Origin of the sequence: Sorangium sp. So ce124 (assembly GCF_051525235.1) — a bacterium.
GTDB classification, from domain to species: domain Bacteria; phylum Myxococcota_A; class Polyangia; order Polyangiales; family Polyangiaceae; genus Sorangium; species Sorangium atrum.
The window spans coordinates 337,225-360,713 of record NZ_CP150312.1; the positions used below are offsets into that span (position 1 = coordinate 337,225).

A 23,489-nucleotide genomic window follows, 5' to 3' on the forward strand; every position below is an offset into this window, starting at 1 on the left:
AGCATGCAGTGCTATGTCGCAGACGGTGCCGCGCTCGCACCAGGCGCCACGTTCGACGGGCGTTACGAGATCCTGGCGAAGCTCGGCGAGGGCGGCTTCGGCGTTGTGCACAAGGCCCGCCAGCTCACCACCGGGCAGCCGATCGCCCTGAAGATCCTGCGCCTCGCCGGGCAGGGGGGCGCCGCGCAGGCCGACAGGCGGATCTCGCGCTTCCTGCGCGAGACGCGGCTCTGCGCCCAGCTCCACCACCCCAACATCGTCCAGCTCGTCGACGCGGGGCAGGCAGAAGATGGGACCCTCTACGCCGCGTTCGCCTTCGCTCCTGGCGACGACCTCGCCGCCCTGCTCGAGCGAGAGGGCGCGCTCGCGCCGCCCGAGGCGCGGCACCTGATGCTCCAGGTGCTCGACGCCCTCGCCTGCGCCCACGCAGCGAGCGTCGTCCACCGCGACCTCAAGCCCAGCAACATCATGGTCATCCCCACGGGCGCCCGCCGCAACGCGCTGGTGCTCGACTTCGGGATCGGCGCCGCGCTCGACGACGGGCGATCCACGCGGCTGACCGGCAGCCACGACGCGCTCGGCACGCCCGGCTACGGGGCGCCGGAGCAGTGGCGCGGCGCCGAGGCTTCGCCGCGCGCGGATCTGTTCTCGTGGGGCCTCGTGTTCCTCGAGTGCCTCACGGGCAAGCCGGCGTACGGCGGCACGGAGGCCGAGATCTTCTACCGGCTGCTCGGCCCCGATCCCGTCCCGATCCCCGCCGCGCTCGAGCGCCACCCCCTGGGCGACCTGCTCGCCCGTGCTCTCCGCAAGGACGAAGGCGCGCGCGAGGTGACCGCCCGTGGGCTCTTCGAGGCGCTCGAGGCCTGCAACCTGCGCGGGCTCTCGCGCGAGGCGATGCTCGGCGCCGGCGGCCCGGCCGGCGGGGACACGCGGCCTCCGTCCTCGATCGCGATGGTCGCCACGCAGCTCGACCGGCGGAGGGGGCCCGCTCCGCCCGCGCTCGACGGCGAGCGCCGGCAGCTGACGGCGCTCTGCTGTCACCTGAGGGCGCGCGCGGCCGTCGCGCAGGCGCTCGACGTCGTCGACGTCGTCGACGTCGAGCGGCTGGACGACCCCCTGCGCGCGGCGCTCGCCCTGTGCGCGGACATCGGGCGCCGCCACGGGGGGTACGTGGCCGCGGCGTTCGGCGACGATCTGCTCGTCTACTTCGGCTACCCCAGCGCGGCGGAGGACGACGCCAGGCGCGCTGCCCGCGCTGCGCTGGCGATGGCCGGCGCCGCGCATGCCGAGGACCCGCGCAGCGCCGCGCCGGGCGCGCAAATCGACGTGAGCGTCGGCCTCCACACCGGCCTCGTCGTCGACGGGAATCTCGGGGACCTCGACGGCGCGTGCCTCGTCACCGGCGCCACCCCGCGGCTCGCCGCGCGGCTCGCCTCGCTGGCGCCGCCGGGAGCCGTGGCGGTCAGCGCCGCGTCGCAAGCGTTGCTGCGCGCCTCCTTCGACCTCGAGAGCGAAGGAGGCCGATCCATCGACGGGATCGCGGCGCCGGTGGAGACCTACCGCCTCCGGCAGGAGCACGGCCCCGCGGCGAGCTGGCCGACCCCCGACGGCTCGAGGGCGCCGCTCTCCGGCCGGGCTCCGGAGCTCGGGCTCCTCGTGGAGCGGTGGCGCCGCGCGTGCGAGGGGGCGGGCCAGTCGATCCTCATCACGGGCGAGCCCGGCATCGGCAAGAGCCGGCTGGCGCGCGCGCTGCGCGAAGGGCTGGCGCGCGAGGCCCACACCTTTCTCGAGGCGCGGTGCTCGCCCGACACGCAAACCAGCCCCCTCCGTCCGGTGGTCGACCTGCTCGAGCGCACGCTCGGGCTCGATCAGGAGCCCGACGCGGGCGCCAAGATCGCGCGGATCGAGCGGGAGCTCGCCGGCCACGGCTTCACGCCGGCCGAGGCCATGCCGCTCTTCGCGCCGCTCTTCTCCCTGCCTCTCGGCGAACCGTACGCCCCGCTCGACGTCTCGGCGCAGCGGCACAAGGCGCTGACGCTCCAGGCCGTGGCGTCGCTGCTCCTCGCGATCGCCGACGAGCGGCCCGTCCTCCTGGTGGCGGAAGATTTGCATTGGGCCGACCCCACCACGATGGAGTTCCTCGAGCAGCTCGTTCGCGAGGCGCCCGCGGTCCCCATGTGCGTCATCATGACGGCTCGCCCGGAGTTCTCACCGTCGTTCTCGACGGCCGACATGCTGCTGCTCCCTCTGAGCCGCCTGGAGCGCCCGCACATGGAGGAGATGCTCACCGGGCTCTCGGGCCACAAGGCGCTGCCTCCCGCCGTGATCGAGCAGGTGGCGGACCGCGCGGACGGGGTGCCGCTCTTCGCGGAGGAGCTGCTCCGGATGATGGTCGATGCGCAGCTCCTGGTGGAGCGGGAGGATCGTTACGAGCTGACCCGGCCGCTCTCGGGCGCGGCGATCCCGGGGACGCTGCGGGCGCTGCTCACGGCGCGGCTGGATCGGCTTTCGCGCGCCAAGCAGACGGCCCAGCTCGCGGCGGCGATGGGCCGGGAGTTCAGCGTCAAGGTGCTCTCGGCCGCGAGCCCGCTCGGCCCGGCGGCGGTGGCAGAGGATCTGGAGCGCTTGATGAGCGCGGGGATCGTGCTGCGCAGGCGGCGGGGCAAGGAGGCGGTGGGGAGCTTCAAGCACGCGCTGGTGCGGGACGCGGCGTACGAGTCGCTGTCGACCGTCGCGCGGCAGCGCAGCCACGCGCGCATCGCGAAGACGCTGGAGGAGGGGTTTCCGGAGGTGGTCCGGACCCGGCCGGATCTGCTCGCGCACCATCACGCGGCGGCGGAGCAGAAGCGGGAGGCCGTGGGCTACGCGCAGAAGGCGGCGCAAGCGGCGCTGGCTCGGTCGGCGTACGTGGAGGCGATCACCGGGGCCAGGCAGGCCATCGCGTGGTTGCCGGCCATCGCGCAGGAGCACGAGCGAGCCGAGATGGAGCTCGGGCTGAACGGTATCATCATGCCGGCGCTGCTCACGACGAAGGGCTGGTCGGCGCCCGAGGTCAAGAGCATTTACGATCGAGCCGTCGAGCTCGCCACGCAGACCGGCGAGCGGGAGCGGGGGAGCCAGGCGCTGCACGGCATGGCCATGTTCACGCTGTTCCGCGGCGATCTCACGGCGGCCCGGGACATCGCGACCCAGTGCGCGAAGCTGGCGGAGGACACGAATGACGTCGTCGCCCTGACGCAGGCGTCGCTCATCCTGGCGAACGTGACCACGTGGCTGGGAGACCACACCGAGGGCGAGGCTCACCACCGGCGTGTCATCGAGCTCTACCAGCCGGCAGAGCTGCCCGTCTACATGGCGCGTTATGGCTGGAATCCGAGCATCGTCGTGCGCGTGACCCACGCCATGAGCGCGTGTATTTGCGGCGAGCCGGACGGCGCGGTGCGGATCTACGAGGACGCGATCGCCGCGGCGGAAGCGACGGAGCACCCCTTCACCATCGCCATTGCCTACCAGATCGGCGCGTGGATCCACCACCTCAGGCGCGAGGTGGCCGACACGAAGAGGTACGCCGACGCGCTGGGGAAGGTCGCCGTCGACCATGGATTCCCCGCGTTCACGGTGCTCGCCGACGCGCTGGGGGGTTGGGCCATGGTCCATTCGGGACAGGCGGAGCAGGGACTCGAGCGCGTCCGAGGCGCCATCGCGCGCTGGCGGCGAATGGGCTCGGGCATGGTCACGACCTTTTACGCCACGCACCTCGCCGACGCCTGTCTGGCCGCCGGCGCCGTCGAGGGCGCCCGCGAGGCGCTCGACGAGGCGCTCGGCGAGACGTTCACGACACAGGAGCGCTGCTACCATCCGGAGCTCTACCGGCTGCTCGGGGAGGTGTGGCGGGCCAGCGGAGACCCAGGGCAGGCGGAGGCCGCGTTCGCGAGCGCGAGGGACATGGCCGAGGCGCAGACGGCCCGGCTCTTCGCGCTGCGCGCGCAGGTGGCTCTCGTTCGCCTGCGCAGGGCTGAAGGGCGCGTGGCGCTCGACGACATCGAGCGGCTCCGCCGGCTCCGGTCGGGCATCACCGACATTCCGGATGCTCGCGAGGCCGACTCGCTGCTGTTTGCGGGCGCAGGCCAGCCGAGCGCCGGCGAGGGCCCGAGGGGCTCAGGACGGCCACCAACGTGACAGAGGAGGATACGATGAAGGATGAGAATGCAACCAGCGCGGCGCAGAAGGGGGCGACGGACGACAAGAGCACGACCGGCGCAGCAAAGGAGGACACGAGAGGTGATAAGGATGCGCTGGATGAGCAATGTTGGGGTTTCACGATGATCCTCGCTGTGCAGAACAAAGAGGGCACCGAGACCCTGTACTATGAGGTGCCATCGGACGCGTTGACGAAGAAGCGCTATCGTAGGCCAGCAGATTCAGTACAATCGTGGTGCAACGATCTGGTGGATATGGGCGCGCAGATAGGACACGTGGCGTACGAGGCGGATCCCCAGCAGCTGGTGGATATGGACGCGCGGGTGGGACGCGAGAAAGCACCGAAAGTACCGGTGCCCTCGGATTTCTGCGGCACCTACCTGGTCAACCTGACCGGCTTCAGGCGCCGGTAGCCCGGGGCGCCTGAGCCCGCGCCGCTCCCTGCGAGATCCTGACGGCATGACCCGGCCCTCCACGCACAAGACCTTTCTCCGGGGCACGCACCGCCTGGTCAGCCCGGCGGAGACCGTCGAGCGGGTGCTCCCGATGACGCGCGCCATGGGGATCACCCGGGTCGCCGACGTCACCGGGCTGGACGCCGTCGGGATCCCGGTGGTGATGGTGTGCCGACCCAACTCCCGATCCGTGTCGGTCTCGCAGGGAAAAGGGCTCGATATCGACGCCGCGCGCGCGTCCGGGCTGATGGAGGCCATCGAGCAGTGGCACGCCGAGCACATCCTGCAGCCGCTCCTCTTCTGCACCGCCGCGGAGCTCGCGGCGCGGCACCGCCTCGTCGACCTTGCCGGGCTGCCGCGGCTCTCGATAGGCTCCTTCCACCCTCATCACAAGATGCTCTGGATCGAGGGCGAAGACGTCATGAGCGGCGGTCCGCTGTGGGTGCCGCTCGAGGTGGTCCACTCCGACTACACCGTGCCGCTGCCGCCCGGCAGCGGGTGCTTCTTGACCACGTCGACGGGGCTCGCCTCGGGCAACCACCGGCTCGAGGCCGTGCTCCACGGGCTCTACGAGGTCATCGAGCGCGACGCCGTGGCGCTGTGGCGCGCTGCCGGGCCGGCGCGCCGCGCGCAGACGCGCCTGGGTCTCGACACCGTGGATGATCCGATCTGCCGCGATGTGCTGGCCCGCTTCGATCGAGCCGAACTCGCGGTGGGCGTGTGGGACGCGAGCAGCGAACTAGGGCTGCCGGTCTTCGTGGCGGAGATCGTCGACCGCGTGCCTCACCCGGGCCGCGTCCTGTACGTGAGCGGCGGTCAGGGGTGCCACCGCTCTCGCGCCGTCGCCCTGGCGCGCGCCCTGACCGAGGCCGCCCAGAGCCGTTTGACCGCCATCGCCGGAGCGCGCGACGACGTCGACCGGGCCGCGTACGAGCTGTTTCGGTCGCCGCCGCGGATCGCCGCGGCGCGCTCGGAGATCGAGCGGTTCGAGGGGCGGTGGCGCTCCTTCGGCGCCGCGAGCGACGGGTTCAGCGAGCGCTTCGACGAGGATCTCGCCGCGGTGCTCGCGGCGCTGCGCAGCGCAGGGCTCCGCCAGGTCGCGGTCGTGGATCTCACGCGGCCTGAGCTCGGACTGCCCGTCGTCCGCGTCGTCGTGCCCGGGCTGGAAAGCATGTGGGATGCCCCTGGGTACACGCCTGGACCGCGCGCGCAGGCGGTGTCGTCGTGATTGTCCTGTTCACCGGGCCCAGCCTGCCGCCCGCGGAGGTGCCCGGGCTCCCCGAGCTGCGGGTCTTGCCGCCCGTCGCCCAGGGAGACGTCTACCGGGCCGCGCGCGAGCGACCGTGGGGGATTGGCATCGTGGACGGCTTCTTCGAGCACGTCCCGTCGGTCTGGCACAAGGAGATCCTCTGGGCGATGTCCCAGGGCGTCCATGTGTTCGGGGCGTCGAGCATGGGCGCGCTCCGAGCCGCCGAGCTGGCCGACTTCGGCATGGTCGGCGTGGGCCGGATCTTCGAGCAATACCGTTCGGGCGCGCTCGTCGCCGACGACGAAGTCGCGGTCGCGCACGCATCCGCCGAGCACGGCTATCGGTGCACATCGGAGGCCCTCGTCAATATCCGTGCGACGCTCGGCGCCGCCGTCGAGGCGAAGATCTGCGATCCGGCGCTCGCCGAGCGGCTCGTCGCCATCTCTGGAGCCCTGTTCTACCCTGATCGCACCTGGCCAGCGGTGCTCCAGGCGGCCCGAGCCGCGCAGGAGGCCCCGCACATGCTCGACGCGCTGAAGCGGTGGCTACCCGCCGGGCGCGTGGACCAGAAGCGCCTCGACGCGCTCGCCATGATCGAGGCCATGCAGGCCGCGCGCGCCATGCATCGAGGACCGCTGGAGCCCGGCTTCATCTTCCAGCGTACCGACGTCTGGGAGCGGGCCCTCGATCGCATGCGCGCGGCCCGGCTCGAGCTCGATCCCGGCGCGGACGTCGAGGCCCTGCTCGACGAACTGCGCCTGCTCGGGGACGAGCCGCTCTACACCCTCGCGATCCAGGGCGCCCTGCTGCGCGGCCTCGCCGAGGAGGCGGCGGAGCGCAACGGGGTGAAGGTCGGCCCCGGGCACCTCGAACGCACGGCCATGGAGTTCCGACGCGAGCGAGGGCTGTACACCGGGCCCTCGACCCGCACGTGGCTCGGCGAGCAGGGGCTCGACGCCAAGTCCTTCGCCGACATGATGGCACGGGAAGCGAAGCTCCGCTGGACGGCCGCCGTGTGCGAGCCGGAGGTCCGCCGTCACCTCGTCGACCAGCTACGCGCAATGGGCTGCTACGGGCGTCTCGAGGAGCAGGCTCGCGCCAAGCAGGCCGTGATGGCGGGTGAGGGGCTGGACGCCCTGGATCTGGCGGGCAGCGGCGTGAGCGACACGGACGCGTTGTGGCGGTGGTATTTCACCGAGCGGCTCGGCAAGCCGGTTCCCGAGGATCTGGAGACCTACGCCGCGCGCTTCGGCTTTGCGAGCGTAGAAGCGTTGCTCCGATCGGTGCTGATCGAGCGCTGGTGCACGAGGCTCCGCCGAACACCTGACATCCGCCCTTCCGACGCCGATGCCGACGACGGGCCTTGAGGGATGGGTGCAGAGCCGGTCGAAGATGTGCTGCATCTAACGCTTTTTCTTGACGGATCGCGCTGTCTCGCGCTGTCCCCCGCCTGTAAGAATCGCGAACGACGGTCAAGCAAAGAGGAGCTCATGAGCACGAACCAATTGATGGAGTTTCGCTCGACGTACCTGCGCGCGATCGCAGAGGCATGGGCCGATCCGAACGGTTTTGGCAAGGAGTTGACCGGGGACGACCCCACTTCCGTGCTCAAGGATCGATTTGGCTATATCTGGCCATGGCCAAGGACGTGCGAGCTTCAGATCGCACGAGCCGACGAGGACTTCAGGTGGATCCACGATGAGTGGGTCTGGCCCAGCGACCTGCTCGACTGCTTGACGCTGCGCCTGCCGCTCGCGCCCAAGCGTTCCGCAGCTCGTCCAGGGTACGATGGTCTGCTGGAAGACCTCCGTCCGGAGGACTACTCGAGGGCGCTCGGGGATTATTACAAGCAGCGCCCGTCGCTGTTCAGCGATCAATGGATCCGGGAGTACGATCAGCACGGGGTTCATGCACGCCCTCAGGACAAAGGGGGCGGGCTCAACATCCGGGCGGACCACGGGGTGCAGCACGTCGGTCGCCCCGAACGAGGGCGGGAGCCCGTGGGGTGCTGTCATGAGGGCGAACAGGCGGGCCAAGAGCGCGTCGGCCTCCACAGCGGCCCTCCTGCGGGGGGCTTCGTTCCCGACGACAGCTCGTTCGCCGAGCTCAACGTCGTGCTGCTCGCGGCGGTGGCCAAAGCCTGGAGCGACGAGGAATTCAGACGGGCGCTCAAGAACGACCTCGCATCGGCGCTGCGAACCATCCGAGGTTACAGGCTACCTTGGACGATGAGCCTGCGCGTCGAGGAGGACGGCGCGGCCCGGTGGCATCCGCCGGGATCTCCACCCGACAAGGACCATCAATCGTACTGGGATTCGCTCCAGCCTCATACGCTCAAGCTCTACTTGCCCACGAAGCCGAGCAACGTGGACTCCGAGCCCATCGCGCTTGCCGCATACAACGCGACGGGAGCAGCGTACCCGTTCACTTGCTGCTGCTGATCGGGGGACGAGACCAGGACCGAGGATGGATCCTCTGGAGCTGGGTCAGGTGCTGAGAGCCGCCCGAGGAGCTGCGTATGAGAGATGGCTTCCGGATCCTGGATGTGGATCGTCACGTCTCCGAGCCCGTCGCGTTATGGGCGGAGTACCTGCCGGCAGCGATGCGGGCGTATGCTCCTCGGCTCGCGCCCTTCAGGCCGCCCGAGTCGCTGGCCAGGCGGATGAGCCGCCTGGGCGAGCACGCGCTCCTGCCCACGCCCCCCATCCTCTGCGTGAACGGCGAGCCGATCCTGCGTATCTCCGAGGCGGCCTACATCGAGCTCGGGCTCGCCGCCGAGCGCCGCCGCGAGCTCCTCGCCGCCTCGGAGAGGCCTGACGGGCACCTCGCCGAGATGGACGCGACCGGGGTCGACGTCGCCGTCCTGCTTCCGACGTACGCGTCCTATCTCGTCCACGACGACGCAATCGACGCCGAGCGCTTGCGCGCCTACGCCAGCGCCTACAATCGATGGCTGGGCGACTTCTGCGCGAGCGCGCCGGACAGGCTCCTCGGCCCTGCGCTGCTCTCGCGCCACGATCCGGAGACGATGGCGGGCGATCTGGAGCAGGTGGCGCGCGACGGCGCGCGCGCCGTGGTGCTCCGGCCGAACCCGGTACAGGGCCGCACGCTGAGCGCTCCGGCCCACGCGCGGTTCTGGGCGGCGTGCGCGCACCACGGTGTCACCGTGCTCCTCCACGAGGGCACGCACGCGCGCGTCGCCACGGCGGGGGCCGATCGCTTCGAGACGCGGTTCGGCCAGCACGCGTGCTCTCACCCGATGGAGGCGATGATGGCGCTGCTCTCGCTGATCGAGGGCGGTGTGCTCGAGGCCCACCCGACGCTGCGGGTGGGCCTGCTCGAGGCGGGGTGCGGCTTTCTGCCTTACTGGCTCTGGCGGCTCGACCACGTCGAATACGCGCAGATGCGCGGCGAGGTGCGCGGCCGGGTGCGCCGGCCTCCCTCGGAGTACTTCCAGCGGCAGTGCTGGATCGCGCTCGAGCCCGGCGAGGCGATGCTCGACCGGGTGGTAAGGGAGATCGGCGCGACGCGGATGATGTTCGGGACCGATTTCCCCCACCTCGACCACGGGCCCGGGATGGTCGACGAGGTGATGGCGCTGCGGGGCGCGCTCGGCGATGAAGCGCTGCGGGCGATCCTCTGGGAGAGCCCTTGCGGCCTCATGGGGATGTAGTGGAACGCCCGCGTGCGACGCCAGTCCGCCCGGATTCTGACGGGTCTTGCGAGCGAGGCGATCCCCGGCCATCCAGCGGTCGCTCTCCTCGAGCGCGCCACTTGCACTTGCTCATCGGCGGGTGAAACCAGGAACCAGGAACGACGATGGATCCTCTGGAGCTGAGCCAGGTACTGGCGTTCAAGCCCACCCTGCGCGTCGAGCGCATGGATGCGGGCGTGGTCTTCCTGATCGGCGAGCGCGAGCGCTTCGTCGTCTCCGGCGCCTGCGCCGCCGAGGTGGCCGTGCTCGTCGACGGCCGGCGCACGGTCGACGAGATCCTGCGCGCCGCGCGCGATCGGTTCTCCGAGCCCGAGACCCTGTATGCCCTGAGCCGGCTCGCGGCGCGTGGCTACCTGGTCCCCGCAGCGCCGGAGCTCCCCCCCGAGCACGCGGCGTTCTGGCGCGGGGTGGGTCTCGACGGCAAGGCGGCCGCCGAGGCCCTGAGCCGGACCCCGGTGTCGGTCCTGGCCGTCGGCGAAGCCGCTCCCGCCGTGTGGATGACCGAGGCGCTCGAACAGGCAGGCGTGCGGATCGACGGCGAGGCGGCGGTGCAGGTGGTCGTGGCCGACGACTATCTGCAGCCCGAGCTGGCCTCGATCAACCGCCGCGCGCTGCGTGAAGGAGCGCGCTGGTTCCTGATCAAGCCTGCCGGCGTCCAGCCGCTCATCGGGCCCGTCTTCGAGCCCGGCGCCGGCCCCTGCTGGGACTGCCTGGCGTTCTGGATCCGCCAGAACCGCCCGGTCGAGGAGCTTGTTCGCCGCCGCCGGGGGCACGAGGGCCACGTCCCTCCCCCCAGGGCGGCCACCGAGGCGAGCGTACGGACCGCTTGCGGGCTCGGCGCCTCGGCCATCGCCCGCGCGCTCGCCAGGGAGGAGACGAGCTCTCCCCACGCGCTCGGTTCCCGGGTGCTCGCCCTCGACCTGGCCACGTTCGAGATCACCGCGCACGCGGTCGTCCGGAGACCGCAGTGCCCGGTGTGCGGCGATCCCGCGGGGATGGCGGCCGTCGGCGAGCGCCCGATCGAACTGCAGCCGGTGGAGAAGGCCCATTACGAGGATGGTGGATATCGCCGGCAGACCCCGCGGCGGACCTACGAGCGCTATCAACACCTCGTCAGTCCGATCACCGGAGCCGTGACGTACCTCGTGCCGACGCCGGGACGGGACACCGAGCTCCGCGCCGTGTACGCGTCCGGCTACCTGGCCTGCCCCCGGGAGGACGTCCCGCGCACCAACGTCTTCGACAAGGCCTGCGCCGGCAAGGGGCGCAGCGCGGACCAGGCCAGGGTGAGCGCGCTCTGCGAGGCGCTCGAGCGATACAGCGGCGTCTACCAGGGGGACGAGGCGCGCGTCCGCGCGAGCGAGGCCGAGCTCGGCCCGGCGGCGCTCTCGCTCGGCGATCTGCTGAACTTCAGCGAGGCGCAGTACCGCGAGCGCGCTCACCTCAACGCGCGGGCAGCGGATCGCCGCCAGTGGGTACCCGAGCCGCTCGATGCCGGCACCAGGATCGACTGGACCCCGGCCTGGTCGCTGAGCAAGCGCGAGCGGCGCTATGTCCCGCTGGCCTACTGCTACGCCGAGGCCCCGGCCGAGAGCGGCACCTCGTTCTGCGGCCCCTGCAGCAACGGCGTCGCGGCCGGCACCTGCCTCGAAGAGGCCGTGCTGCAGGCCCTGCTCGAGCTCGTGGAGCGCGATGCCGCCGCGGTCTGGTGGTACAACCGGGTCGCGCGCCCGGCCATCGAACTCGACAGCTTCGGGGACCCGTACTTCGAAGCCCTCCAGGCAGACTACGCCCGTCTCGGCTGGGCCGTATGGGTGCTCGATCTGACGCACGACCTCGGTATCCCGACCTGCGTTGCGCTCGCCCACGAGGCCCGGGAGGATCGATTCAGCATCGGGTTCGGCTGCCACCTCGACCCGCGCCTGGCCGTGCTGCGATCGCTCACCGAGCTGAACCAGCTCTTCGATCCCGGCGCGGCGCGCCGGGCGCCGTGGGACCTCGAGCGGCTGCCTGACAGCGCGCATCTCTTCCCCGGCCCCGATCTCCCCCGGGTCGCGGCCGAGCACCTTCCCCGGATCGGCGGCGCCGATCTGCGCGCCGACATCGAGCAATGCCTCGGTCGCCTCGACGAGGCGGGCCTGGAGCTCGTCGCTGTGGACAAGACCCGCCCCGACATCGGCTTGCCCGTGGTCCAGGTGATCGTCCCGGGGCTACGCCATTTCTGGCCTCGATTCGGCCCGGGGAGGCTCTATGAGGTGCCGTGCGCGCTCGGGTGGCTCGCCCGCCCGCTCGCGGAGAGCGAGCTCAACCCGATCCCTCTGTTCGTCTAGCTGCCGAGGAGCTGCGCAGGCGAGATGACATGATGGCCCAGCGCGTCGCGCTCGGCGATGAAGCGCTGCGAACGATCCTCCGGGATAGCCCGTGCGGCTCGACGGAGAGCCACAACGGCACCGCCTGTCTCGGAATCGCCCAGCGTTTGCCAAGGAAGGAGGCTCGGCGCGTCGCGCCTCGCTCAGGGCGAGCAGCGTCGCAATGATGTTGATCACGAGCCGAGCTCGCTGGAGGGAGAGCTCTCCGCCTCAGCGGTTCTTCTTCACATCCTTCACGTGACCCAAGCTGGGCGGCTTGCCGCGCAGGCAGCTCCAGACAGCGAGCACTCCGATGAGGCGCGCCTCCGGTTCGACCGCGTAATATACATAGTACTGCGTTCGCGACAGCAAGACACGCCGCACTCCATCCTTCGCCTTGGGGCCGTAGGGGGCTCCCATCTCCGGCGTACGCCGGAGCATGCGGAGCGCTGCGGCGAGCTCGTCGGCGAACAGCGACGGCGCCGCGTGACGGTTCTCGCGCCACCAGGCATCCACCGCGCGCGCCTGCTCGGCCGATCTCCCCAGGAATCGGACTTTCACCCGCGCGCCCGCAGTTCGGCGAGCAGCGCGTCGGCCTCGATGCCTGCCCCTGTTCGCATCTCAGCGAGCCCCTCCTCGAGGGCCGCGTGCAACTCTGCGCGCTCCTCGTCGTCGAGCTCGTCGCCCGGATCAGCGATGACGAGATCGAGCACCATGCCCTCCGGCAGATCCGTGGGCTCGTCGACGACGATGCGACCGTTCTGGACGCGGGCTTTCAGCGCTTGCACGTCGCGAAGCGTAGCGCCGTCATCGCCTTGTTGCACCAAGGAGCAGCGGCATCCCGCCGTTGTGGCCATGGTGCACCAAGGAGCAGCAGCGTCCTTGATGCCGCAGGAGCCCGGGCGTGGGACGCACCGCTTCCCGGGTGTCGCTGCGCGGCCAACGTGCGGGTCGCCTCGAACACCCGGACGTCCGCGCGAGCTGCCTGAGCGCGCTCGCCGTGCCAGATCGGACTACAGGCAGCGCAGCACGTTGTCGCGCACGAGCTGCCAGATCGGCTCAGGGATCCCGCCCAGCCAGCGCGCGTCGCGCTCGACCGGCGCATCGGCGTCGTCGAGCGGATCGTCGTGGCTGTAGACGAGCCGCCACAGCCGCTCGCTCACCGAGCCATTCCGGTCGATCACGAAGCGATGGACGAGCTTCTTCGCGAGCTCCTCGCCCTCGACGTCGAGCAGCAGCACCGGCGGAGCCACCTCGATCTCGCTCGCGTCGCGCAGCGGCTTGAGCCGGACATAGGACCCCTTCACGAGACTGGCCTCGTCCGGCGGCTCGAACCCCGCCGCGCGGAAGTCGCACGGCGCCTTCGTGTTGCCGATGAGGTAATACGCCCCCTGGGTCTCGGCGAGGATCGCGCCGCCCAGCCTCCCTACGCGTGCCATCTAGACCTCCTCCGCAGTGCCGCTCTCGTCCGAGAGCACGAGCGAACGCCCCGGCGTCTGGCCGGGGAGCGCGGCTCCATCCCATGTGTACTTGTTGGTATACCCGCGCGGAGTGACCATGTACCCCTCGAACATGAAGGTGTTGGTCGACCCGACGAGCACCGTCGTCAGCATCCCGATCTCGTACTCGAGGAAATGGTCGAGATCGGTGAGCACCGCGCTCTCCAGCTTGCGGTAAGCGCTCTTCACCAGCGCGACCGGCGTCGTGCCCGCGCGGTGCTGGCGGATGATCTCCTGGGCCCGCACGATCTGGCGCGTGCGCCGACCGCTCGCCGGATTGTAAAGGCCGATGACGAAGTCGGCCGCGGCGGCGGCCTCGAGCCGCCGCTCGATCACGGGCCAGGGGGTCAGGAGGTCGGAGAGCGAGATGGCGCAGAAGTCGTGGCCGAGCGGCGCGCCGACGAGCGACGCGCACGCGTTGAGCGCCGTCATCCCCGGCACGAGGCGGAGCTCCGGCGACTCGCCGCGCTTCCAGCCGATCTCCTCCAGCACCTGGAAGACGAGCCCGGCCATGCCGTAAACGCCCGCGTCGCCCGACGAGATGATCGCCACGCGCGCCCCGTCCCGGGCCCGCTCCACCGCGGCGCGGGCCCGGCCGATCTCCTCGGTCATGCCGGTCTTGATCACCTCCTTGCCCTCGATCAGGTGCTTCACAAGCCGGATGTAGGTCGTGTACCCGACGATGAGGTCCGAGGCCGCGATCGCCTCGAGGGCGGCGCGGGACGCGTGCTCCTCGGCGCCAGGGCCGATCCCGACGATCGACAGGACTCCTTTGCTGTCACCCATGGCTCTCCTCCACGTTGCGCTTCGCGAACGGGACGCGCGCCACCGCGAGCGTCATGGACCGCCCAACGCCCTCCTCGGTGTACGCCCGCTTCGGCACGAGCAGCCTCGCGGCCCCCGCCGCCCGCAGCGCGGCCGGCTCGGCGACGCCCCGGGCGCCGACGTGCTTCTTCACCGTCTCCGACGGGTTCTCGATGCCCTCGGTCGCGTCGAGCTCCTCGGGCGTGAACGTGACGAGCGGCCACCCCCGCCGCGCCGACAGCACGAGCAGCGCCTCCTCGTCGGCCTTCTTGTCGATCGTCGCCAGCGCCTTCACCGATCTCGCCGACAGCCCGTGCTCCTCGAGCAGCCGGTCGACGCCGCGCTCCACCATGTCGAGCGGCGCGCCGCGATCGCAGCCGATGCCGAGCACAAGGCTCTTCGGCCTGTAGACGACGGCGCGCTCGACGATGCCGGGGTGCGAGCGGGCGAGATCGCGGTCGCTCGCGACGAGCAGGATCTCCCACGCGCCGGGGTCCACGCCGTCGAGCGACGTCGCGTAGCGCACGCCCGGCGGCAGCGGCGTCGCCTCGGGCCAGAACGAGGGCTCGCCGGTCTCCTGGACGAACAGCACCGGCGCGGCGTTCACGACGGCGGCGCAGCCGCGCGTCACGTTGCGGTCGGGATCGTCAAGGGTCCACCCGAGGTCCCGGCCGAGGATGTCGACCGTCAGCGTCCCGAGCGCGTCGGAGGCCGTTGTCACCACCGGCTGCGCGCCGAGCAGTCCGGCCACCTTCTCGGTGAACGCGTTGCCCCGCCCGACGTGCCCGGAGAGCACGCAGATCGAGAAGCGCGCCGTGTCGTCGACGCACACGACCGCAGGATCGACCTTCTTGTTCTTGAGCAGCGGCGCGATCATGCGCACGACCGCGCCGACGCTGATCACGAAGACATGGCAGTCGTAGGCCGTGAACGCCTCGGTCAGGAGCGGCCCCATCGGCAGCGGCAGCGGCTTCGCCCCCGTCGGCGCCCCGTCGAACAGCTTCTGCGACACGTAGAGATCCGCGCCCGGCAGCCCCTCGATGAGCTTGCGCGCGATGGAGATCCCGTGCCGCGTGATGGCGTAGATGGCGTACGGCTTGCGCTCGGCGGTCATGGGGCCTCCGGTTCGTTAACAGCCTTGTCGAAGCCGCCCGGCGGCGAGGCCGGGGCCTCCCCGACGAGCAGCCCGCTCCGCTCCCCGCGCGTGACAACGACCATGGCGAAGCAGTCGCCCCGCTCGCCCTGCGCGGCCCGGAGGTCGCGGACGATCCGCTGCTCGGGCATCGTCGCCTTGGACACGAACACCGCCCGATCGAGGAGGCCAGCGCGCGTGAGCGCCTCGGTCACCTTCGGCATCTCCGAGCCGATCTTCATCAGGACCACGGTGTCGAAGCGCCGGAGGACGTCGGTCAGATCGTCGACGCCGTAGGTGGCGGGCAGGATGGCGATGCGCTCCTGCCCGTCGGCGAGCGCGAGCCCGCTCACGGCAGGGACCGCCGTGACCGAGGTGACGCCGGGGACGACCTCGACCCCGAGCCCAGGGAAGCGGCGGAGCGCCTCGCGGCGCACATAGACGAAGGTGCTGAAGAGCGACGGATCCCCCTCGGTGGCGAACGCGACGGTGAGGCCGCGCGAGAGCCGCTCGCCGATCGTCTCGACGGCCGCGTCCACGTACGGGCGGACGCGATCCGGGTCCTTGCTCATGGGGAAGGTGAGGAGCAGCCGCTCCTTGTCCCGCTGCTTGCCGACGACGGGCTCGAGGATCCGGTAGGCCATCGAGGCGCCGAAGTCCGAGCTGCGGGGGAGCGCGAGCACGTCGGCCTCCTGCAGCACGCGCACGGCGCGCAGCGTGAGCAGGTCCGGCGCGCCGGGGCCGACGCCAACGCCGTAGAGCTTGCCGAGGCCGCTCATGACGCCTCCGAGGTGGACCGCGGCGTACCGGATGGCGCGGGCCGGGCCGGCCCCGCGCCGTCCGCAGCTTCCACGGCTTCCTGCGCCTTCGCCGGCTTCGTCGCGGCGAAGATGTGGATCGGGTTCAGCGCCTCGTACCGCACGTAGCGCGCGAGCGGGACGCCGCGCGAGACCGAGAGCAGCGTGACCTCGGGGTCGAGCCCCCGCGCCCGCAGCGCGCGGTACGTCTCGGCGACGTTCTCCATCGTGATGGCGTTGACCACGAGCCGGCCGCCAGGACGCAGCCGATCGAGCGCCACCGTGACGATCTCCTCCATGCACCCCTTGCTCCCTCCGACGAACACAGCGTCCGGGTCCTCGAGCGCCGCCAGCGCCTCGGGCGCGCGGCCCGCGACGACGCGCACGTTGTCGACCCCGTGCGTGCGGACGTTGTCGCGGCAGATCTCCACGCCCTCCGCGTCGACCTCGATCGCATAGACCCGGCCGAGGGGGCAGAGCATCGCCGCCTCGATCGAGACCGACCCCGAGCCGGCGCCGACGTCCCAGACGACCGCGTCGGGGCGGATCGCCATCGACGCGATCGAGAGCATGCGCACCTCGCGCTTCGTGATGAGGCCGTTCTTCGGCATGCGCTTCGCGAACGCGTCCTCGTGCAGGTAGGGGACGGCCGGCGGCGGGCGCCACGCGGGGTCGCTCCGCACGAGCAGGAGCACGTTCAGGGGGCCGATGTCCTCGCAGGCGGCGAGCGCGGCGAGGTCGAACGCGCGCACGCGCTCGCCGGCGCCCGCGAGGCTCTCGCAGACCCACGCCTTCCAGCCGGCGTCGCCGTGCTCGAGGAGCCGCGCCGCGAGGCGGGCCGGGCTGTTCTCCCCGTCGGTCAGCACCGCCACCTTCGAGAGCCGGCGGAGGCGCGTCGCGAACCCCTCGGGGGAGCGCCCGTGGACCGAGACGAACGCGGCGTCGTCCCAGGCGATCCCGGTGCGCGCGAACGCCCACTGGACCGAGCTCAGGCTCGGGATGATCTCGACGTGCTCGCCGCCGAGCTTCCGGACGACGAGCGCGCCGACGCCGAAGAACAGCGGGTCGCCCGAGGCGAGGATGCACACGTTCTGCTCGGCGGACAGGGCGTCCACGCGGTCGAGCGCCGCGGACAGGCCGCCCTTGAGGGCGATCTTCTCGCCGCGGAACTGCGGGAAGAACTCGAGGTGCCGCTCGCCCCCCACGAGCACCTCGGCGCGGGCGACCGCGGACGCGGCGCGGCTCGACAGGCTGGCGCACCCGTCGTCGCCGATGCCGACAATGGTGACGGCGCGGCGCGCGCTCATCGCGCCACCTTGGCCGGCTCGGCCGAGCCGGCGGATCCCGTCGAACTCGCCGGTTCCGCCGACAGGAGCAGCAGCGCGTGGACGATCGCGACGGCGATGGGGCTGCCGCCCTTGCGGCCGCGCGCCACGATGGAGGGGAGCCCGGACTCGATCAGGGCCTCCTTGGACTCGGCCGCCGACACGAAGCCGACTGGCACGCCGATCACGAGCGCAGGCCGCGCGCCCTCCTCGCGGGCGAGGCGCACGACCTCGAGCAGCGCCGTCGGCGCGTTGCCGATGGCGACGATCGCGCCGTCCAGGAGCTCGAGCCGGTGCGCCTTGCGCATCGACTCGATCGCGCGGGTCGAGCCTGCCGCGGACGCGGCCTGGATGACGTCGTCGTCCGAGATGAAGCAGTGGATCGCGCAGCCGTAGGACGCGAGCCGCTGCTCGTTCAGGCCGACGCCGATCATCTTCACGTCGACGAGGACCGGCGCGCCGCCCCGGAGCGCCGCGATGCCCCGCGCGATCGCCTCGGGGTGGAGCCGCATGAGCGACGAGAACTCGAAGTCCGCCGTCGCGTGGATCACGCGGCGGACGACCTGCCACTCGGCCTCGGGGAAGCCGTGCGCGCCGACCTCCTCGTCGATGATCGCGAAGCTCCTGTCCTCGATGCGCCGCCCGAGCGCGGTCATCTGCCGCATGTCGTTCACCGCGCGCACCTCATCACCGCTCATGGCTCCTCCGCTCTCTCCGCACCGCTGGCACCGGCGTCGCCGGCCGGATATCGGCCGAGCAGCGCCCCGTTGAAATCGACGAGGCAGGCGTGCACCTCGAGGGCGCCGCCCGCGTGACGCGAGGTGTGCTCGACGACGCGCCGGCAGATCCCCCCGGGCACGCCGGTGAGCCCCTCGCGCTGGCACAGCTCGAGCACGTGCCGCGCGGTGTTCGCCTGCCGGATCTCCGCGGCGATCTCGGGCCGCGCGCCGAGCTCCTCGGCGATCTGCGCGAGCAGCTCCATGCTCACCTCCGAGCCGGCGGCGTGCGTCATCATCTTGCCGTCGGCCATCTTCGAGAGCTTGCCGATCATGCCGACGATGATCGCGCGGGCGATCCGCCGCCGCGCGGCGTGGCGGACGCCCGTGCCGATGAAGTCGCCCACCTGGATGAACGCCTCCTCCGGGAGCTCCGGGTAGAGCTTCATCGCGTACGCCTCGGATTTGCCGCCGGTCGTCAGCGCCAGCGCCGCGATGCCGCGCTCGGCGGCGACGTCGATCGCCTGCACGACGCTCGCGCGGAAGGCGGCGGTCGAGTACGGCTTCACGATCCCGCTCGTCCCGAGGATGGAGATGCCGCCGATGAGCCCGAGCCGCGCGTTGATGGTCTGCTTCGCCATCTCCTCGCCCTGGGGGACGCTGAGGGTGACCGTGGCCCCGGCGAAGCCCGAGCCCTCGAGCTCCTCGAGGACCATCTCGGTGATGTTCCGGCGCGGCACGGGGTTCACGGCCGGCGCGCCGACGGGCAGCCCGAGCCCCGGCTTGGTGACGACCGCGACCCCCGCGCCGCCGCGGATCTCGACGCCCGGCTCGCGGCGGAGCTCGACCTCGGCGACGAGCTCGGCGCCGTGGGTGCAGTCGGGATCGTCGCCGGCGTCCTTGATGACGCTGCACGTGGCGCGCGGCCCGTCGCGATCGCAGCGCTTCAGCGGGAAGGTGACCTTCTGCCCGTTCGGCAGGGTGGTCTCGATGGCGTCGACCGCCGCGCCGCGCGCGAGCACGCGCGCGGCCGCCTTGGCCGCGGCGGCCGCGCACGCGCCCGTCGTGAACCCCTCGCGCTGACCTTTCGGGTCTCTCGGCCGGAGCTCTGCCATCGCAGGTGCCGGAACGACTACAACGATTTTCGCGCGGCGTTGTGGGAGAAGCTTTCGAGGCGCGCGCCGCCCTCGGGCGGCGTGACGATTTCCTGCCCTCCTGGTCGGTCGGCGCGAAACTCCAGGAGAGACCCTCAGCCCACGAACGCCCGCGCGCTCTCGAAGAGGCGCAGCCAGGGGCCGCGTTCCGACCACTCGGGGGGAGCCCAGCTGTGCTGCACGGCGCGGAAGATGCGCTCGGGGTGCGGCATGAGGATCGTCACACGGCCGTCGTCGGTGGTGAGGCCGGTGATGCCGTCGGGCGAGCCGTTGGGGTTGGCGGGGTAGCGCGTGGCGACCTGACCGCGGCCGTCCACCCAGCGGGCCGCCACACGCGCCGCGCGGCGATCGGCGTCGCTGGCGAAGTGGGCATAGCCCTCGCCGTGGGCCACGGCCACGGGCAGGCGCGCGCCCACCAGGCCGCGCAGCAGCACCGAGGGGCTCTCCAGGATTTCGACCTGGGCGAGGCGGGCCTCGAACTGTTCGGAACGGTTCTTGACGAAGCGCGGCCAGCGCTGGGCACCGGGGATGATGTCCTTGAGGCCGGCCATCATCTGGCAGCCGTTGCAGATGCCGAGGGCGAAGGTGTTCGGTCGCGTGAAGAAGGCCGACAGCGCCTCGCGCGTCTTGCTGTGAAAGAGCGCCGAGCGGGCCCAACCCATGCCGGCGCCGAGCACGTCGCCGTAGGAAAAACCGCCGCAGGCGGCCAGGCCGCGGAAGCTCTCGAGCGACACGGCGCCGCTCATCAGATCGCTCATGTGCACGTCGTGGGCGGCGAAGCCGGCGCGGTGGAAGGCGGCGGCCATCTCGATCTGACCGTTGACGCCCTGCTCGCGCAAGATGGCCACCTTGGGCCGTTCGCTGGCGGCTTCGATCAGCGGGCGAGCCAGCGATCGTTCGACGTCGAAGGGCAGATGCGGCGAGATGCCCGGATCCCCGGCGTCGAGGAGCGCGTCGAACTCCTCGCGGGCCTTCTCGGGATTGTCGCGCAGCGCTCGCATGCGGTAGCTGGTCTCGGACCAGGCGCGGCGCAAGTCCACGCGCGGCTCGTCGAGCACGGCCTGGCCGCCCGCGGTCACCACCAGTCGATCGTCGCTGCGGAGCTTGCCGACGACGTGCGCCGCTCCCTCGAGACCGGCGCGGGCGAAGGCCGAGATGACCTCGGGCGCGTCCTGGGCACGCACCTGCATGAGCGCGCCCAGCTCTTCCGAGAACAGGGCTGCAGCCTGAGCGGCCGGAAGCGAGCTGTTCGCCGCCAGCGCATCGAGCGACAGCTCCGCGCCGACGCGGCCGGCGAAGCTCATCTCGGCCCAGGTGACGAACAGGCCGCCGTCCGAGCGATCGTGGTAGGCGAGCACCAGCCCCCGCTGCCGCAGGCTCTGCACGGTCTCGAAGAAGGCGCGCAGATCGGCCGGCGAGTCGACGTCCGGCACGCTGTCGCCCACTTGCTCGCTGACGGTGGCGAACGCCGAGAGGCCCAGGCGATTCTTGCCGCGTCCCAGGTCGACGGCCACGAGCACGGTGTCCCCGACGTCGGTGCGGAGCTGGGGCGTGAGCGCGCCGCGCACGTCCGGCACACGGGCGAAGGCCGAGACGATGAGCGAGATGGGAGAGACGACGCTCTTCTGGCCGCCGTCCCAGACCGTGCGCATCGACATGCTGTCCTTGCCGACGGGGATGGCGAGACCGAGCGCCGGGCACAGCTCGAGGCCCACCGCCTTCACGGCTTCATAGAGCTTGGCGTCCTCACCGGGGGCTCCGGCCGCTGCCATCCAGTTCGCCGACAATTTCACGCGCTCGAGGCTCTCGATCGGAGCCGATGCCAGGTTGGTCAGCGCCTCGCCCACGGCCATGCGCGCCGAGGCCGCGGCGTCGAGCACGGCGAGCGGGGCGCGCTCGCCCATGGCCATGGCCTCGCCGCCGTAACCCGTGTAGTCGGTCAGCGTCACCGCTGCATCGGCCACGGCCACCTGCCAGGGCCCGACCATCTGATCGCGGTGCACGAGGCCGGTGATGGTGCGGTCGCCGATGGTGATGAGGAAGGACTTGTCGGCCACCGTGGGCAGCCGCAGCAGGCGATAGACCGCCTCGCGCAGCGGCAGCTTGGCGGCGTCGAGCGCCTGTCTGGGCGAGGGCAGGCGGCGGACGTCGCGCGTCATCTTGGGCGGCTTGCCGAGCAAGACCGACAGCGGCATGTCGATCGGCTGGTCCTCGAGCTCGGCGTCGTCGAGCACCAGATCTTTCTGCGTCGTCGAGTGACCGACCACGGCGTAGGGACAGCGCTCGCGCCGGCAGATCTCCTCGAAGATCTCCAGGCGCGAGCCGTCCAGAGCCAGCACGTAGCGCTCCTGCGCCTCGTTGCACCAGATCTCGAGCGGCGACATGCCGGGCTCGACCGAGGGCACTCGGCGCAGCTCGAAGCGCCCTCCCACGCCCGCGTCGTGCACGAGCTCGGGCAAGGCGTTCGACAGTCCGCCCGCGCCCACGTCGTGGATGCTGAGGATGGGCGAACCGGCGCCCAGGGCGTTGCAGCGATCGATGACCTCCTGGCAGCGCCGCTGCATCTCCGGGTTGTCCCGCTGCACCGAGGCGAAATCCAGATCGGCGGACGACGAGCCCGAGGCCATCGACGACGCCGCGCCGCCGCCCAGGCCGATCAACATGGCCGGCCCGCCGAGCACGACGATGGGCGCCCCGGCCGGGAAGGTCTTCTTCAGCGCCAGCTCGGGCCGCACATTGCCGAGCCCGCCCGCCAGCATGATGGGCTTGTGATAGCCGCGCACGCTGGAGGCCCCGCTGCTGTCGCCCGGCACCTTCTGCTCGAAGGTCCGGAAGTAGCCGGCCAGGGCAGGACGCCCGAACTCGTTGTTGAAGGCGGCGCCGCCGAGCGGCCCGTCGATCATGATGTCGAGCGCCGAGACGATGCGATCGGGCTTGCCGATCGACTCGGCTTCCCACGGCTGCTCGAAGCCGGGAATGCGCAGGTTCGACACCGAAAAACCGGTGAGCCCGGCCTTGGGCTTCGCGCCTCGCCCCGTGGCGCCCTCATCACGGATCTCGCCGCCGCTGCCCGTCGAAGCGCCGGGATGCGGCGAAATGGCCGTGGGATGGTTGTGGGTCTCCACCTTCATCAGCACGTGCGCCGGCTCGCGCCGCGCCTCGTACAGCGCGCCGGCCCCCGGCTGTGGAAAGAAGCGCTCGGCGTCGAGCCCCTCCATGACCGCCGCGTTGTCGCTGTACGCCGACAGGACATGGTGCGGCGTCACCGCGAAGGTGTTCTGGATCATCTTGAACAGCGAGAGCCCCTGCGCCTCGCCGTCGATCACCCAGTCGGCCTTGAAGATCTTGTGCCGACAGTGCTCGCTGTTGGCCTGCGCGAACATCATCAGCTCGACGTCGCTCGGATCCCGCCTCAGCTCCGTGAACGCGGCCAGCAGGTAGTCGATCTCGTCCTCCGCCAGGGCCAAGCCGAGCTCCTTGTTGGCGCGCGTCAGCGAAAGCCGCCCCTCGCGCGACAGCGGCACGCGAGCGAGGGGCCGCGGCTTTTCGTCGCGAAAGAGCGCCTGCCCGGCCGCCAGGTCGAAGGCGACCGACTCGGTCATCCGATCGTGCAGCGCCCCCGCCGCGCGCGTCAGCTCCTCGCCGGTCAGCGGCCGGGACGCCCGCACGTGGTAGGCGATGCCCCGCTCGATCCGCTGCACCGCCGCGAGCCCCGCCACCCAGGCGATGTCGGTCGCCTTCGAGCTCCAGGGCGAGAGGGTGCCGAAGCGCGGCACCACCAGCACGAGCTGACCTTCGTCCTCGCCCGTCCCGCCCCCGCCGTGCGCCAGCGCGTCGTCGTCCAAGAGATGCGACAGCACGTGCTCGCCGCGCTCGTCGAGCGAGGCCCGCGAGTGCACGAAGTAGATCCAGCGGCTCCCCAGCCCGACCACCTCGGGCACCCGCTGCTTCAGCTCGGTCAGGCGCTTGTCGGTACGAAACGGAGAGAGAGCGCGCGCGCCGCGGACGTGTCGGAAGGCAGCCATGGCGGGCATTTGGCCCATGGTTACAGCCGATTCAACCGAAACGGGCAGCCACGGGGCTGGGGCCCGGTGT

At 71.4% G+C, this 23,489-nt stretch carries 15 protein-coding genes and 1 pseudogene; 7 read left to right on the forward strand and 9 right to left on the reverse strand.

The window, feature by feature from the left end; translation table 11 throughout:
* The first annotated feature begins 3 nt into the window (after nucleotides 1-3).
* The 7 genes from WMF19_RS01300 (at nucleotide 4) to WMF19_RS01330 (ending at nucleotide 11,949) form a co-directional block, all read left to right on the forward strand.
* Nucleotides 4-4,179 carry a TOMM system kinase/cyclase fusion protein gene (locus WMF19_RS01300; RefSeq protein ID WP_437897404.1) on the forward strand — a complete coding sequence of 1,392 codons (4,176 nt, stop codon included), beginning with the start codon at nucleotides 4-6 and terminating at the stop codon, nucleotides 4,177-4,179.
* Nucleotides 4,180-4,193: 14 nt separating this feature from the next.
* Nucleotides 4,194-4,613 carry a hypothetical protein gene (locus WMF19_RS01305; protein ID WP_437897405.1) on the forward strand — a complete coding sequence of 140 codons (420 nt, stop codon included), beginning with the start codon at nucleotides 4,194-4,196 and terminating at the stop codon, nucleotides 4,611-4,613.
* A gap of 46 nt (nucleotides 4,614-4,659) precedes the next feature.
* Nucleotides 4,660-5,883 (forward strand): YcaO-like family protein, encoded by a 1,224-nt coding sequence (locus WMF19_RS01310; protein ID WP_437897406.1) that lies wholly within the window; start codon nucleotides 4,660-4,662, stop codon nucleotides 5,881-5,883.
* Nucleotides 5,880-7,271, forward strand: a complete 1,392-nt coding sequence (locus tag WMF19_RS01315; protein WP_437897407.1) for a TfuA-like protein — start codon at nucleotides 5,880-5,882, stop codon at nucleotides 7,269-7,271. The genes WMF19_RS01310 and WMF19_RS01315 overlap by 4 nt, the downstream gene beginning before the upstream one ends.
* A 123-nt stretch (nucleotides 7,272-7,394) precedes the next feature.
* Nucleotides 7,395-8,345 carry a BMA_0021/BMA_0022 family TOMM bacteriocin gene (locus tag WMF19_RS01320; protein WP_437897408.1) on the forward strand — a complete coding sequence of 317 codons (951 nt, stop codon included), beginning with the start codon at nucleotides 7,395-7,397 and terminating at the stop codon, nucleotides 8,343-8,345.
* A 77-nt stretch (nucleotides 8,346-8,422) separates the two neighbouring features.
* Nucleotides 8,423-9,577 (forward strand): amidohydrolase family protein, encoded by a 1,155-nt coding sequence (locus tag WMF19_RS01325; RefSeq protein ID WP_437897409.1) that lies wholly within the window; start codon nucleotides 8,423-8,425, stop codon nucleotides 9,575-9,577.
* Between the two features lie 146 nt (nucleotides 9,578-9,723).
* On the forward strand, nucleotides 9,724-11,949 hold the full coding sequence (locus WMF19_RS01330) for a TOMM precursor leader peptide-binding protein (protein WP_437897410.1): 2,226 nt from the start codon (nucleotides 9,724-9,726) through the stop codon (nucleotides 11,947-11,949).
* A gap of 249 nt (nucleotides 11,950-12,198) precedes the next feature.
* Here the strand turns inward: WMF19_RS01330 and WMF19_RS01335 are convergent, their stop codons facing one another.
* The 9 genes and pseudogenes from WMF19_RS01335 to purL form a co-directional block, all read right to left on the reverse strand.
* Nucleotides 12,199-12,528, reverse strand: a complete 330-nt coding sequence (locus tag WMF19_RS01335) for a type II toxin-antitoxin system RelE/ParE family toxin (protein ID WP_437897411.1) — start codon at nucleotides 12,526-12,528, stop codon at nucleotides 12,199-12,201.
* On the reverse strand, nucleotides 12,525-12,755 hold the full coding sequence (locus tag WMF19_RS01340) for a hypothetical protein (RefSeq protein ID WP_437897412.1): 231 nt from the start codon (nucleotides 12,753-12,755) through the stop codon (nucleotides 12,525-12,527). The genes WMF19_RS01335 and WMF19_RS01340 overlap by 4 nt, the downstream gene beginning before the upstream one ends.
* A 225-nt stretch (nucleotides 12,756-12,980) precedes the next feature.
* A pseudogene (cobJ, locus tag WMF19_RS01345) lies at nucleotides 12,981-14,252 on the reverse strand (precorrin-3B C(17)-methyltransferase).
* Nucleotides 14,245-15,384 (reverse strand): cobalt-precorrin 5A hydrolase, encoded by a 1,140-nt coding sequence (locus WMF19_RS01350; RefSeq protein WP_437897413.1) that lies wholly within the window; start codon nucleotides 15,382-15,384, stop codon nucleotides 14,245-14,247. The pseudogene cobJ and the gene WMF19_RS01350 overlap by 8 nt, the downstream one beginning before the upstream one ends.
* Entirely contained in the window at nucleotides 15,381-16,181 is an 801-nt protein-coding gene (cobI, locus tag WMF19_RS01355) for a precorrin-2 C(20)-methyltransferase (RefSeq protein ID WP_437897414.1), read from the reverse strand. The genes WMF19_RS01350 and cobI overlap by 4 nt, the downstream gene beginning before the upstream one ends.
* Nucleotides 16,178-17,506 carry a precorrin-6y C5,15-methyltransferase (decarboxylating) subunit CbiE gene (gene cbiE, locus WMF19_RS01360; RefSeq protein ID WP_437897415.1) on the reverse strand — a complete coding sequence of 443 codons (1,329 nt, stop codon included), beginning with the start codon at nucleotides 17,504-17,506 and terminating at the stop codon, nucleotides 16,178-16,180. Before cbiE ends, cobI begins: the two co-directional genes overlap by 4 nt.
* A complete protein-coding gene (locus WMF19_RS01365) occupies nucleotides 17,503-18,198 on the reverse strand; it encodes a precorrin-8X methylmutase (protein WP_437901780.1) in 696 nt (231 codons plus the stop codon). The genes cbiE and WMF19_RS01365 overlap by 4 nt, the downstream gene beginning before the upstream one ends.
* 20 nt (nucleotides 18,199-18,218) lie before the next feature.
* Nucleotides 18,219-19,355 carry a cobalt-precorrin-5B (C(1))-methyltransferase gene (locus tag WMF19_RS01370; RefSeq protein ID WP_437897416.1) on the reverse strand — a complete coding sequence of 379 codons (1,137 nt, stop codon included), beginning with the start codon at nucleotides 19,353-19,355 and terminating at the stop codon, nucleotides 18,219-18,221.
* Between the two features lie 134 nt (nucleotides 19,356-19,489).
* Nucleotides 19,490-23,419, reverse strand: a complete 3,930-nt coding sequence (gene purL, locus WMF19_RS01375) for a phosphoribosylformylglycinamidine synthase (RefSeq protein ID WP_437897417.1) — start codon at nucleotides 23,417-23,419, stop codon at nucleotides 19,490-19,492.
* Between the last annotated feature and the right edge of the window lie 70 nt (nucleotides 23,420-23,489).